Raw genomic sequence first — 12,901 nt, 5'->3', positions numbered from 1 at the left:
GGCGCGACAGAGCCGAATCCGCTGGCCGAAGCAGGAGCACCCAATGCCTCGTATGACCGCCGCCCGAGCGGCAGTTGAGATCCTCAAGCGCGAAGGCGTCACCAACGCGTTCGGTGTGCCGGGCGCGGCGATCAACCCCTTCTACAAGGCCCTCAAGGAGGGCGGCGGGATCAACCACACGCTCGCCCGCCACGTCGAGGGCGCGTCCCACATGGCGGAGGGCTACACCCGCGCCAAAGCCGGCAACATCGGTGTCTGCATCGGCACCTCCGGCCCGGCCGGCACCGACATGATCACCGGTCTGTACTCGGCGATCGCGGACTCGATCCCGATCCTGTGCATCACCGGCCAGGCCCCGGTCTCGAAGCTCCACAAGGAGGACTTCCAGGCCGTCGACATCGCCTCGATCGCGAAGCCGGTCACCAAGGCCGCGACCACCGTCCTGGAAGCCGCGCAGGTCCCGGGCGTCTTCCAGCAGGCCTTCCACCTGATGCGCTCCGGCCGTCCCGGCCCGGTCCTCATCGACCTGCCGATCGACGTCCAGCAGACCGAGATCGAGTTCGACCCGGAGACGTACGAGCCGCTGCCGGTCCACAAGCCGCGGGCCACCCGCGCCCAGGCCGAGAAGGCCCTCCGGTTCCTGCTGGAGTCCGAGCGCCCGCTGATCGTCGCCGGCGGCGGCATCATCAACGCCGACGCCTCCGACCTGCTGGTCGAGTTCGCCGAGCTGACCGGCGTCCCCGTCATCTCCACCCTGATGGGCTGGGGCACCATCCCCGACGACCACGAGCTGAGCGCCGGCATGGTCGGCGTCCAGACCGCGCACCGCTACGGCAACGCGACCTTCCTGGAGTCGGACTTCGTCCTCGGCATCGGCAACCGCTGGGCCAACCGTCACACCGGTTACAACATGGAGGCCTACACCAAGGGCCGGAAGTTCGTCCACGTCGACGTCGAGCCGACCCAGATCGGCAAGATCTTCGCCCCGGACTACGGCATCGCCTCCGACGCCCGGGCCGCCCTGGAGCTCTTCATCGAGATCGCCAAGGAGCTCAAGGCCGCGGGCGAGCTGCCGGACTTCGGCGCCTGGGCCGCCTCCGCCCAGGAGCGCAAGGCCACCCTCCAGCGCCGCACGCACTTCGACAACATCCCGATCAAGCCGCAGCGCGTGTACGAGGAGATGAACAAGGCCTTCGGCCCCGAGACGCGCTACGTCACCACCATCGGCCTCTCCCAGATCGCCGCCGCGCAGTTCCTGCACGTCTACCGGCCGCGCAACTGGATCAACTGCGGCCAGGCCGGCCCGCTCGGCTGGACCATCCCGGCCGCGATCGGCGCCGCCGTGGCCGACCCCGAGACCCCGATCGTCGCGCTCTCGGGCGACTACGACTTCCAGTTCATGATCGAGGAACTGGCCGTCGCGGCCCAGCACAAGGTCCCCTACGTCCACGTCCTGGTGAACAACGCCTACCTGGGCCTGATCCGCCAGGCGCAGATCAACCTCGACATCAACTTCCAGGTCAACCTGGAGTTCGAGAACATCAACACCCCGGAACTGGGCGTCTACGGCGTCGACCACGTCAAGGTCGCCGAGGGCCTGGGCGTCAAGGCCATCCGGGTCACCGACCCCAACGAGCTGGGCGCCGCGCTGGAGGAGGCGAAGAAGCTCGCCGCCGAGTACAGCGTCCCGGTGGTCGTCGAGGCCATCCTGGAGCGCGTCACCAACATCTCGATGAGCAAGACGGTCGACATGAGCAACGTCACCGAGTTCGAGGAGCTCGCCACCGAGCCGGGCCACGCCCCGACGGCGATCCGCCCGCTCGTCTGACCCGGCCCCGCGTCCGGCGCGTACCACCGGACGGCCCCCGCCCCGGAACCCCGGGACGGGGGCCGTCCCGTGTCCTCAGGAGGACCAGCGCAGGGCGCGCAGCACCCGCCAGGTGACCGTCGCCGGCCGGTCGGCCAGGATCTCCACCCGTAACACCTCGTTGGTGTCCAGGAGGCCGTTGCGGGTCACGGCGACGTTCAGGACCCCGTTCGCGCCGACGGTGCCGCAGTCCATGGGCAGGTCGTAGGAGCGGTGCTTGGTGCCCAGGTGGTAGTCGTAGAACCGCATGGTGATGCGCGTGCCCGCCTGGCCCTTGACCGTGGCGTACGTGGTCGCGGAGTAGGCGCACGGGCCCTGGAGCAGCGCGGCGTCGTTGGCCATGGCCAACTGCTTGTACGTGCCGGCCTCCAGGGCGGGGCCGCCCTCCTGTGTCTCGTTGATGACGGTCGGCATGGGGTCCTCCTGTGACTGGCCGTTGGCCCGGGCGACGATCCCCGGGAAGACGACGTTCCTGAACTGGCGCACCCGCGCGTCACCGGGGCACGCCGTACCACCGCTCGACCACGCGGCGTGCAGCCGGTGGTAGCCGTACCCCGGATCGGAGGCGCTGCGGCAGATCCGCAGCGGGATGCCGTGCCGCTGGTGCAGCCACACCCCGAGCCGGATGAGCTGCTCGACCTGCCGGTCGGTCCAGGGGTCGGTGTGCTGGAGGTTGGACGCCGTCTCGATGGACACCGCCCCGGTGCCGTCCGGGCGGCGGTTGGCCTGGTAGTTGGCGTCCGCGCGGGTCTCGGTGCCGACGTACTGCCCGAGGTCGCCCTCGTACCCGAGGCCGAAGTGCGACTCGAGTGAGCTAGTCTGCCAGTACTCGTAGATCCTCTGGGCGGTCCATGGTGCGGCAAGGCTGTGCAGGATGAACTGTGTGGGCCGGATGGCGGGTTGCTGATCGCTCTCAGGCTGTAGCTCCATTTTTCTCGCGAACGGGCACCAGGCCATCAGGGTGCCTCCTTTGCCTCGGGAACGTCCTTTCGGGGGACATCGGCATGAACGAACTCACCTGTGGGGTCGAGGGGTGTGGTCGCCCTGTACGCGTACGCTCCCGAGGGTGGTGCGCCATGCACTACCAGCGGTGGCAGCGCAAGGGAGACACCGGTCCTGGGGCCGCGCATCGTATGCACGGCACTACGGCGACGGAGACCCGGCGATGCGAATTTCCCGGTTGCACGCGGACGTACGTCAGCAAGGGCCTGTGCGCGAGCCACAATTGGCAGCGCAATGCGGGGCGCGAACTGACTGCGCTGCCGGACCGGCGGCTCGCCAAGCCGCATGACCGGAACTCGCGTGGCGAGAAGCAGTGTCGTACCTGCCTCCTCTGGCTTCGCCCGGACATGTTCAACCGCAATGCCAGGACCAAGGATGGGTTGCAGGGAAGCTGCCGAACCTGCGCACGGGACGCGCAGCGCAAGGCGCTGTACCGGCTGGCTCCGGGCCGCTATGCCGAGATGCTGGCGACCCAAGAAGGCGTTTGTGCCATCTGCGAGCAGCCCGACGGCAACAGGCTCGCCCTGTGCGTCGACCACGATCATGGCTGCTGCCCGGACGCTGCGCGGACCTGCGGGAGATGTGTCCGGGGTCTGGTGTGCAGCGCGTGCAACCACGGACTGGGGAAGTTCCGCGACAGCCCCGAACTGCTGCGTGCCGCAGCGGCGTACCTGGAGCGCCACGCCTCCCGGTAGCCCTGTGAGGAGCAACCCTGGCCTACGCCTCCGTATGCGTACATCGGGCGTGCGGTCCAGGGAGCGGCGATGCTGTGCAGGATGAACTGGGTGGGCCGGATAGCCGCCTGGGCGTCCGACTCTGGCTGCAACTCCATGCGCGTCGCAGCGGGATACCACGCCATGGCCCCCCTTTCCGGAGCTCTCGTACGTGCACGTGGTGTACGTCCAGTGAGGTGATACCCACGGATAGTGACGAACACCCATGCGCGCAACGCCCGAATCGGGGTACCCGGCCCCCATGGCAGATGTAGTGGACGCCGACGAACTGCTCCGCCGCATCCGGGTCACCCGGGACTGGGCGCACCGGCAGGAGCAGCAGGCACCGGACGAGATGACGGCAGCGGCGTACGAGGCGGTGAGGAGGTCCCTGGACAAGCTGATCGACCCGTCGTCGGGCTAGGTCGCGGACACGACCTGGCGGGCGGGACGGCTCGCCGACGGCCCCGCCCGGGCGCTGTTCCGGGCGGGGCCGATCGCGGTCCGCAGCACGCGGCAGCCAGCAGCGCGGGTAAGGACGTGTTCCACGGTAGGGGGCACCACTGACAACGCCGGCCGGTGCGGCCCCGTCCAGCGTTCTTCAGGCCCACGTGTTGAAGAGCACACCGCCCAGTGTGGTGACGCGGTAGAGGCGGACGGCACGCCACTCGTCCCGCGTGAAGCCCGAGGTGTCCGCGTCGGTGAGCGGTGTGGCGAGCCGCTCGCGGTCGAGGACGATGAACCCCACGTGGGTGAAGGCGGAGGCCCAGGGCGGCGGGTCCAGGAACTCCTCGTCGTACCAGTTCCGGCGGTCCCGGCCGAACGCGACCCAGGGCAGGTGGGCGTGGCACAGGACGACGTGCTCGCCCGCCCGGTCGATGACCGACGCGGTGTGGAAGGTGAGCGGGTACGTCCGCTCCTCCACCTCGCCCACTCTGCCCCCGGCGACCCGCGCGGCCTCGTACAGCGCGGTGCGGAAGCCCCGCACATCGGTGTCGGGGAGGGCCCCGTCCCCGGGCCGGAGGAAACCCGTCGCCCCCCGCGGCAGCGCGCATCCCGTGCGCTCGTCGTCGACCATGCGCCCATCCTGCCCAGTGGCCGCCGCGGCGCGCACGGCATGGGCCTCTACTTGCCGATGGTGACCCTCTCGTTGTCGAGCAGCGCGGTGTGGGTGGCGGCGGTGACGATCAGCATGACGATGAGGAAGCCCACGAAGGGGCTTTCCTCGTCCGGACCGACGACGACGGTGCCGACGCCGAGGATCAGAACTTCGACGACGACGTACACGACGGCTACCCACGGTTTGATCACGCCCTTGACCGCCGCCACGACGAACGGGACGGCGGCGGCGATGCTGACGGTGACGATCGGGACGAGGAGCCACAGCACCTTCGCTGCGGTGCTGTGGAACATCCGGGGCCGACCGCCGGTGGCGACGGGTGTGCTGATGTACGGGTGGGGATCGTACGGGCTGGTCATGCGGGTGGCCCCCTTGTGGGTCGGTGGTGTACGGGGGCGGCGAACGTACCGCTCGACAGTTGCCGGCTACGGGCGTTCACGGCGTTCGTCCCCTGAACGTGTCATCCGAACCGGTCGCTGTCGCTCGGCCTGATGGGACGTGCGTGAACGCTGTCCAGATGCATCCCGGCCGGTCAGGCACCCGGTGGAGGTACCGGAGGGGCCCATCAGGGACCGGCCGCGGCGGGGGCGGTCATGGCCTGCCGGGGCGGTCTCACCGGCGGCCTCGCGGACCGGCGCGGGCTCGATGATCCGCTCGGGGTGGTGCAGCCACGTCTGGTGCCGGCGGGCCGTCACCGTCAGCCCGAAGTCCCGGGTCTCGGGCGAGCCGAGGGCGGCGTACTCGTCGTGCACCCGCTCGACCTCCTGCCAGAGACTCCGCGCGCCGTACTCGTGCGCGGCCTCACCGGTGGCGGCCGATGCCGCGGAGCCGCCCGGGTCTTGGAGCCACACCTCGGCGCCGCCCGGCCGGTTGGCGTGCCACATCCGCACGCCCGGCAGCCGGGTGCCGGCGTACAGCACGAAGCCCAGCGTCAGGAGCCCGCGCGGGTCGACGTGAGCGTCGGTCACTCGGTGCCAGGCGGGCGAGCTTCCGCTGCTCCTTGATGCGGGCACCCGTGTGGTCGTCGTCCGGGTTGGACATCCTCGTCTCCAGTTCCTGACTCGTCATCCGGAACGGTACCGGCGGACACCCGCGGCGGACCCTTGACCGCCCCTGTCCCACCCGGGATGGGGGCGATCGCTTGTGATCGGATGGGGCCATGACGAGGAGGTGCGCTCCGAGTACGGGATGCCTGGGGAGCCGGACGTGTGGCCCAGGGCGGACGCCGTCCTGTTCGCGCCGATGACCTTCAACTCGGTCGACGAGTGGGCGCTTGGGCTGACCTCGAAGTGGTAAAGAAGAGCGCGGAGTCGGGGGGCCGTAAACCCCGACTCCGCGCTCTGGCTCATTCCTCGGTGTGCGGTTGTGGCCGTCCGACGGCGCGAGGCTGGCGCGACAGGACGTTCGCGCCGCCGGACGGGGGTCTGTGGGGGAGGTGTCGCGCTGGGACCGCGGCGGCGGGCGACGGAGTTCCGGCCCGGCCTTCCTTCAGGTCAAGAAGGGGGCCGGAAGTCCTCACCACCGCACTGGCACGCTCGCCGCCGCGGTCCTCACGCCGTCCGTACCGTTGGCCACCCCTCATCCGGGCCCGCGGTACGGACTGCGTACGGCTGCCGACCTCCCGTCGGAGCCGTACGCGGTCTGGTGCTCAGTCCTCGCGGAGCGCGCGGACGGCTTCCTCGACGCGCTTGCCGTAGTCCGGGTCGGCGGCGTGGAAGTGAGCGAGGTTCTTTTCGACGACGTCCTCGCGGGAGACCTGGGACAGGCCGCCGGCGATGTTCGCCACGAGGCGGGACTTCTCCTCCTCCGACATCAGGCGGTAGAGCTCGCCCGCCTGGAAGAAGTCGTCGTCCTTGACGTGCAGCGGCGCCGCGTGGGCGCCGGTGTAGCCGGCGACGGCCAGCGGGGCGGAGAGCGCCGCGTCGGTCTGCGCCGGGCCGGAGTACGAGTTGGGCTCGTAGTTCTTGTCGTGGCGCGAGCCGTTGCGGGTGGCCATGAAGCCGTCGCGGCCGTAGTTGTCCGCCACGGTGGCCTTCGGGGCGTTCACCGGGAGCTGGGTGTGGTTGACGCCGAGGCGGTAGCGGTGGGCGTCCGCGTAGGCGAAGAGGCGGCCCTGGAGCATCTTGTCCGGGGAGGGGCCGATGCCGGGGACGAAGTTGTTCGGCGAGAACGCGGCCTGCTCGACCTCGGCGAAGACGTTGTCCGGGTTGCGGTCGAGGACCAGGCGGCCGACGCGCTGGAGCGGGTAGTCGGCGTGCGGCCACACCTTGGTGAGGTCGAACGGGTTGAAGCGGTAGTCCGCCGCCTCGTGCGCCGGCATGATCTGCACGTACAGGGTCCACGAGGGGTTCACGCCGCGCTCGATGGCCTGGAGCAGGTCGGTCTGGTGCGAGTTGGCGTCCTTGCCGACGACCTCGGCGGCCTGCTCGGACGACAGGCAGCGGATGCCCTGGTTCGTCTTGAAGTGGTACTTGACGAAGAAGGCCTCGCCCGCCTCGTTGGTCCACTGGTAGGTGTGCGAGCCGTAGCCGTTCATGTGGCGGTACGAGGCGGGTATGCCGCGGTCGCCCATCAGCCAGGTGATCTGGTGCGTGGCCTCGGGGGCGTGCGCCCAGAAGTCCCAGACGTTGTCCGGCTCCTGCTTGCCCGTGAACGGGTCGCGCTTCTGGGAGTGGATGAAGTCGGGGAACTTGATCGGGTCCTTGATGAAGAACACCGGGGTGTTGTTGCCGACGAGGTCGTAGTTGCCCTCCTCGGTGTAGAACTTCACCGCGAAGCCGCGCGGGTCGCGGACCGCGTCCGCGCCACCCAGCGAGTCCGCGACGGTCGAGAAGCGGAGGAACAGGTCGGTGCGCTTGCCGACCTCGCTCAGGAAGTCCGCCTTGGTGTAGGCGGTGACGTCGTCCGTGACCTCGAAGTAGCCGTACGCACCGGAACCGCGGGCGTGCACCACGCGCTCCGGGATGCGCTCACGGTTGAAGCGGGCGAGCTTCTCCAGCAGGTGCTGGTCCTGGAGGAGGAGCGGGCCACCGACGCCGGCGGTGGCGGAGTTCTGGTTGTCGGCGACAGGGGCGCCGGACTCGGTCGTAAGCACGCGCTTCGACATCGTGACCTTCCGATACGTACGGGAGCTGCTGGCGGTGCGAGGAGCGTAAGGAGGCCCTCGAGCTCACGTCAACAGTTTGTTGAAAGTGAAGCTGTGGTGTTCCGGGCGGCGCCGTCGCCTGGGCGCGACAGGACAGGTGTCAGCGACGACACCGCCCGGAGATCTGGGGAGCCGGCAGGCTCAGACCTGCGCACCGGAGAGGCGCTCGACGGCGCGCAGCAGCGCGGAGTGGTCCAGGCCGCCGTCACCCTGGGCGCGCAGGGAGGCGACGAGCTGGGCGACCACCGCTCCGACCGGAAGGGCCGCGCCGACGTTGCGGGCGGCGTCGGTCACGATGCCCATGTCCTTGTGGTGCAGGTCGATCCGGAAGCCGGGGGCGAAGTCCCGGTTCAGGAAGTTGTCCTTCTTGCGGGTCAGCACGGTCGAGCCGGCCAGACCGCCGTTGAGGACGTCCAGCGCCGCCGTGAGGTCCACGCCCGACTTCTCCAGGAAGACCACGGCCTCGGCGCACGCCTGGATGTTGACCGCCACGATGAGCTGGTTGGCGGCCTTGACCGTCTGGCCCGAGCCGTGCGGACCGCACAGGACGATGGTCTTGCCGAGCGCCTCCAGGATCGGCAGCGCCGCGTCGAAGTCGGCCTGCTCGCCGCCCACCATGATGGACAGGACGGCCTCGATCGCGCCGGCCTCACCGCCGGACACCGGGGCGTCGAGCACCCGGATGCCCTTGTCCGCCGCGGCCTTGGCGAGGTCGACGGAGGTCTGCGGGGTGATCGAGGACATGTCGATCAGCAGGGCGCCCCGCTTGGCGTTCTCGAGGATGCCCTCGGGTCCGTAGGCGATGGCCTCGACCTGCGGGGACGCGGGGACCATGGTGATGACCACGTCCGCGTCGGCGACCGCCTCGGCGATCGACCCCGCGGCCGTGCCGCCGGCCTTCGCCAGCCGGTCCAGCTTGTCCTGCTCCAGCGTGTAGCCGGTGACCGGGTAGCCGGCCTTCAGCAGGTTCTCGGACATGGGCGAGCCCATGATGCCGAGACCGATCCACGCGATCCTGGGGAGCGTGCTCATGAGGGTACCTCTCTCAAAACTGTTGTACGTGAAGTCAGTTGGCCGCGCGCTGCGGCCGCGGGAGCCACTCGAAGCTCTCCGCGCTCGGGCGGTCGCCGGCCTTGTACTCCAGGCCCACCCAGCCCTCGTATCCGGCCTTCTTCAGGCGGCCGAGCAGGTCGGCGAGGTCGAGGTCGCCGGTGCCCGGCGCGCCGCGGCCCGGGTTGTCGGCGATCTGGACGTGACCGGTCCTGGCGGTGTACTTCTCGATGACCTCGGGCAGGTCCTCGCCGTTCATCGACAGGTGGTAGAGGTCCAGCAGGAACTTGGCGTTGCCGAGTCCCGTGGCCTCGTTGACCCTGTCGACGACCTCGATCGCGGCCGGGGCGCTCACCAGCGGGTAGCGCGGCGACTCCGGCTTGTTGAGGGCCTCGATCAGCAGGATCGCGCCGATCCGGTCGGCCGCGCGGGCCGCCAGGACCAGGTTCTCCAGGGCCAGCTCGTCCTGGGCGGCCGGGTCGACGCCGTCGACGCGGTTGCCGTACAGGGCGTTGAGCGCCTTGCAGCCGACGGAGGCGGCGAAGTCCGCGGCCACGTCGATGTTGGCGCGGAAGCGTTCCGACTCCTCGCCGGGGACGGACAGGGCGCCGCGGTCCGGGCCGGGCAACTGTCCGGCGTAGAAGTTCAGGCCGACCAGCCGGGTGCCGGCGTCGTCCAGGGCCTTCTTGAGGGCGTCGAGCTCGCTCCGGTCGGGCGTCGGCGTCTCGATCCAGGGCCACCACAGCTCGACCGCGGTGAAGCCCGCCGCGGCGGCGGCCGCGGGACGCTCCAGGAGCGGGAGTTCGGTGAAGAGGATCGACAGGTTCACATTGAAGCGCTGGTCCGTGTATCCCATGAGGGGTTCGGCGCTCCTTCCGTATTGCGGAAGTTCGTTTCTGCTTAACGGAAGATTGCCTGGCGCCGGGGAAGGCTGTCAAGAGCGCCGCTCAAAAAAGGCGCCTTCCGGGCGATGCCCCGAAACGCACCCGGCGCGCTTGTACGGCGCTACAGTCGCCCGCCGCCCACCACCTCCGTGACCTGCGCGTTCGCCTCGCTCCGTGCGCGGGGTCACCCGGGTCCGCGTCCAGGACCAGGGCCCTGCCCTCCACCCCCGGCTCGTCCTCCGGTGTCCGCGCCGCGGCCCGCCGGGCGACCGGCCCGGGCGACCCGCCCTCCCGCCCGCCCTTCCCCCGCGCGGGAAGGGCGGGCGTCCGTCGCGGGCCGGAGCCGGCATTGCTTACCGTGGGGGCATGCAGCGACTGAGAGTGGAGTTCACGACAGAGCCCTTCGATCTCGACGAGGCACCCGCCCATGCGGTGGTGGCCCGCGAGGTCCTCCGGGCGGCCGATCTGGACGCCGTGGACGTGGGCCCGTTCGGCAACACGGCCGAAGGCGGCGCGGACGCGGTGCTCACCGCGGTCGACGCCCTTCTCCGGCAGGCCCTCGGCGCGGGCGCCACCCGGGTGTCGTTGCAGGTCAACGTGATCGGCGGGACCGGCGCGGTGGCGACGACCCAGGAGGGCGACAAGTGACCGAGCCGGCGGACCACCCCCTGGTCACCGCGGTGAAGCCGCTGGTGGACGCGATGGGCGCACAGATCCTGGGGCCGGAGCAGGCCACCGACGACGACGTCGTCCTCGCCTGGGAGGGCGAGGACGTCCTCGCCGTACGGCTGCCGCAGCTCGCCGACTCGCTGGACCACATCCTGGTGGCGATGGAGCGGCGCCACGGCAAGCCGCTCTCGGAGCTGGACCGCAAGACCAAACAGGCCGTCGTGCGTACGCTGGAAGCACGTGGTGCGTTCTCCGTCCGGCATGGCGTCGAGACGGTCGCGGGCGCCCTCGGTGTCAGCCGGTTCACCGTCTACAACTACCTGAACAGGGAGAATGCCGCGAAGGGTGAGTAGCTGAGCACAGTGCGCAGCCGGCCGCCGTCCGCATGTCGGGACGGCGGCTTTTGTGTCACCGAAGTTTCAACAAACTGTTGACGGGGCGTCGCGCCAGGGCGTTAGCTATCCGCAGCCCGTCCAAGCACAGGAAAACAGCCACGGAGGCTCCCGTGACTTCGAGTACACAGCGCCTTTCGGGGGAGACCCCCGAACCCACCACGGGCCTCACCCGGTTCAACACCTCGGCGGACGGCGACGCGCTCGCCGCCCTGCACGAGGTGTGCGCCAGCTCGGCGTGGGGGAGCAAACTGCTCGCCCGGCGCCCGTACGCCACCACCGAGGCCCTCCTTCTCGCCAGCGACGCCGCCATGGCCGAACTGACGGCGGAGGACCTGGCCGAGGCGATGGCGGGCCACCCGCCGATCGGCCGCCCCAAGCCCGGTGATCCGACGTCGTCCCGCGAACAGAGCGGGATGGCCGGCGCCTCCGAGGACCTCAAGGCGGAGATGCTCGAACTGAACCTGGCCTACCAGGAGAAGTTCGGCCACGTCTTTCTGATCTGCGCCACCGGCAGGACCGGCGAGCAGATGCGCGACGCGGTCCGGACCCGGATCGGGAACTCGCCCGAGCGGGAGCGGGAGATCGTCCGCACCGAACTGGGCAAGATCAACCGCATCCGGCTGACCCGTCTCGTAGAGGAAGAGAGCGCCGCATGAGCACCGAGACCACCGCGTCGGTGTCCACGCACATCCTGGACACCAGCATCGGACGCCCCGCCGAGGGCGTCGCCGTCTCCCTGTCGGCCCGCAGCGGGTCCGGCGCGGAATGGGTGGCGCTCGGGGCTTCGGCGACCGACGCGGACGGGCGTTGCAAGGACCTGCCGGCCCTGCCGGAAGGCACCACACACGTACGCCTCGGCTTCGAGACCGAGGCGTACTTCACGCGTTCGAACACCACAGTGAAGCAAGCCGAGGCGCAGCAGGACGCCCCCCGCGTAAGGGACAGCGGCGCGTTCTTCCCGGAGGTGGCGATCACGTTCGCCGTCGTCCCGGGCGAGCACTACCACGTACCGCTGCTGCTCAACCCGTTCGGCTACTCCGTTTACCGAGGGAGCTAGCAGACACATGCCCACGATTCTCGGCCAGAACCAGTACGGCAAAGCAGAGAACCGCGTCGTCAAGATCACGCGGGACGGCGACACCCACCACATCAAGGACCTGAACGTCTCGGTCGCCCTCTCCGGCGACATGGACGACGTCCACTACTCCGGCTCGAACGCCAACGTCCTGCCGACCGACACCACCAAGAACACGGTGTACGCGTTCGCCAAGGAGTACGGCATCGAGTCCGCCGAGCAGTTCGGCATCCACCTCGCCCGTCACTTCGTGACCTCGCAGGAGCCGATCCACCGGGCGCGCATCCGCATCGAGGAGTACGCCTGGGAGCGCATCGAGACCTCCGACGCCAACTCCAAGTTCATCGGCGCCGACGAGGTCAAGCACTCCTTCGTCCGCAAGGGCCAGGAGACCCGCGTCACGGAGATCACCTACGACGGTGAGGCCTGGCAGGTCATATCCGGCCTGAAGGACCTGGTCGTCATGAACTCCACGAACTCCGAGTTCTGGGGGTACGTGAAGGACAAGTACACCACCCTCCAGGAGGCGTACGACCGCATCCTGGCCACCCAGGTCTCCGGCCGCTGGCGGTTCAACTGGACCGACGACGAGCAGCGGATGCCCAACTGGGAGAAGTCCTACGAGCAGGTGCGCAAGCACATGCTCCAGGCCTTCGCCGAGACGTACTCCCTGTCGCTCCAGCAGACGCTGTACCAGATGGGCTCGCGCATCATCAACAACCGGTCGGAGATCGACGAGGTGCGCTTCTCCCTGCCGAACAAGCACCACTTCCTGGTCGACCTCGAACCGTTCGGGCTGAAGAACGACAACGAGGTCTACTTCGCGGCCGACCGCCCCTACGGCCTCATCGAGGCCACCATCCTCCGGGACGGTGTGGAGCCCAAGATCCCGGTCGACATGACCAACCTCTGATTGCCAGGCCGATGACCGCCCCGCCCGCCCTCACGGAGGACGGGGCGGCACCGGACCGGAGGGACCAG

At 69.6% G+C, this 12,901-nt stretch carries 15 protein-coding genes and 1 pseudogene; 9 read left to right on the top strand and 7 right to left on the bottom strand.

Going from position 1 to position 12,901, the window contains the following annotated elements:
* The first annotated feature begins 43 nt into the window (after positions 1-43).
* Complete coding sequence (gene gcl / locus ACZ7LK_RS18785) at positions 44-1,828, top strand: glyoxylate carboligase (protein WP_392274149.1); 1,785 nt, start codon at positions 44-46, stop codon at positions 1,826-1,828.
* A 75-nt stretch (positions 1,829-1,903) separates the two neighbouring features.
* Here gcl and ACZ7LK_RS18780 read toward each other — a convergent pair whose 3' ends face one another.
* On the bottom strand, positions 1,904-2,797 hold the full coding sequence (locus ACZ7LK_RS18780) for a peptidoglycan recognition protein family protein (RefSeq protein ID WP_471141961.1): 894 nt from the start codon (positions 2,795-2,797) through the stop codon (positions 1,904-1,906).
* Positions 2,798-2,943: 146 nt separating this feature from the next.
* Here ACZ7LK_RS18780 and ACZ7LK_RS18775 point away from each other — a divergent pair, with 146 nt between their 5' ends.
* Positions 2,944-3,564, top strand: coding sequence for an endonuclease VII domain-containing protein (locus tag ACZ7LK_RS18775; protein ID WP_471141958.1), 621 nt, complete (start codon positions 2,944-2,946; stop codon positions 3,562-3,564).
* 280 nt (positions 3,565-3,844) lie between these two features.
* Positions 3,845-4,006 carry a hypothetical protein gene (locus ACZ7LK_RS18770; protein ID WP_392274146.1) on the top strand — a complete coding sequence of 54 codons (162 nt, stop codon included), beginning with the start codon at positions 3,845-3,847 and terminating at the stop codon, positions 4,004-4,006.
* Between the two features lie 177 nt (positions 4,007-4,183).
* Here ACZ7LK_RS18770 and ACZ7LK_RS18765 read toward each other — a convergent pair whose 3' ends face one another.
* The 3 genes from ACZ7LK_RS18765 to ACZ7LK_RS18755 form a co-directional block, all read right to left on the bottom strand.
* A complete protein-coding gene (locus ACZ7LK_RS18765; protein WP_471141955.1) occupies positions 4,184-4,660 on the bottom strand; it encodes a hypothetical protein in 477 nt (158 codons plus the stop codon).
* Between the two features lie 47 nt (positions 4,661-4,707).
* Complete coding sequence (locus ACZ7LK_RS18760) at positions 4,708-5,061, bottom strand: hypothetical protein (protein WP_392274144.1); 354 nt, start codon at positions 5,059-5,061, stop codon at positions 4,708-4,710.
* Between the two features lie 66 nt (positions 5,062-5,127).
* A complete protein-coding gene (locus ACZ7LK_RS18755; RefSeq protein WP_471141951.1) occupies positions 5,128-5,670 on the bottom strand; it encodes a hypothetical protein in 543 nt (180 codons plus the stop codon).
* Between the two features lie 202 nt (positions 5,671-5,872).
* Here ACZ7LK_RS18755 and ACZ7LK_RS18750 point away from each other — a divergent pair.
* Positions 5,873-5,995: pseudogene (locus tag ACZ7LK_RS18750) on the top strand (flavoprotein); the annotation flags it as partial.
* A 355-nt stretch (positions 5,996-6,350) separates the two neighbouring features.
* On the opposite strand, the gene ACZ7LK_RS18745 reads toward ACZ7LK_RS18750, so the two are convergent.
* From ACZ7LK_RS18745 to ACZ7LK_RS18735, 3 genes are all read right to left on the bottom strand, one after another.
* Positions 6,351-7,808: a catalase gene (locus tag ACZ7LK_RS18745; protein WP_471141949.1), complete on the bottom strand. Its 1,458-nt coding sequence runs from the start codon at positions 7,806-7,808 to the stop codon at positions 6,351-6,353.
* A 180-nt stretch (positions 7,809-7,988) separates the two neighbouring features.
* On the bottom strand, positions 7,989-8,879 hold the full coding sequence (locus ACZ7LK_RS18740; protein ID WP_471141947.1) for a 2-hydroxy-3-oxopropionate reductase: 891 nt from the start codon (positions 8,877-8,879) through the stop codon (positions 7,989-7,991).
* 34 nt (positions 8,880-8,913) lie between these two features.
* Positions 8,914-9,753 (bottom strand): TIM barrel protein, encoded by an 840-nt coding sequence (locus ACZ7LK_RS18735; protein ID WP_471141945.1) that lies wholly within the window; start codon positions 9,751-9,753, stop codon positions 8,914-8,916.
* 394 nt (positions 9,754-10,147) lie between these two features.
* Between ACZ7LK_RS18735 and ACZ7LK_RS18730 the strand changes: the two genes are divergently transcribed.
* From ACZ7LK_RS18730 to pucL, 5 genes are all read left to right on the top strand, one after another.
* Complete coding sequence (locus ACZ7LK_RS18730) at positions 10,148-10,429, top strand: YkoF family thiamine-binding protein (RefSeq protein WP_471141944.1); 282 nt, start codon at positions 10,148-10,150, stop codon at positions 10,427-10,429.
* Entirely contained in the window at positions 10,426-10,803 is a 378-nt protein-coding gene (locus ACZ7LK_RS18725; protein ID WP_392274138.1) for a helix-turn-helix domain-containing protein, read from the top strand. The genes ACZ7LK_RS18730 and ACZ7LK_RS18725 overlap by 4 nt, the downstream gene beginning before the upstream one ends.
* Before the next feature lie 152 nt (positions 10,804-10,955).
* The gene (gene uraD, locus ACZ7LK_RS18720; protein WP_392274137.1) at positions 10,956-11,501 is read left to right on the top strand and encodes a 2-oxo-4-hydroxy-4-carboxy-5-ureidoimidazoline decarboxylase; all 546 of its coding nucleotides are present in this window, start codon (positions 10,956-10,958) and stop codon (positions 11,499-11,501) included.
* Complete coding sequence (gene uraH, locus ACZ7LK_RS18715) at positions 11,498-11,902, top strand: hydroxyisourate hydrolase (protein ID WP_392274136.1); 405 nt, start codon at positions 11,498-11,500, stop codon at positions 11,900-11,902. The genes uraD and uraH overlap by 4 nt, the downstream gene beginning before the upstream one ends.
* Positions 11,903-11,909: 7 nt before the next feature.
* Entirely contained in the window at positions 11,910-12,833 is a 924-nt protein-coding gene (gene pucL / locus ACZ7LK_RS18710; protein WP_392274135.1) for a factor-independent urate hydroxylase, read from the top strand.
* Positions 12,834-12,901: the final 68 nt, after the last annotated feature.

Source organism: Streptomyces sp. NPDC039423 (genome assembly GCF_055598725.1).
This window is presented reverse-complemented; position numbering and strand designations above follow the sequence as displayed.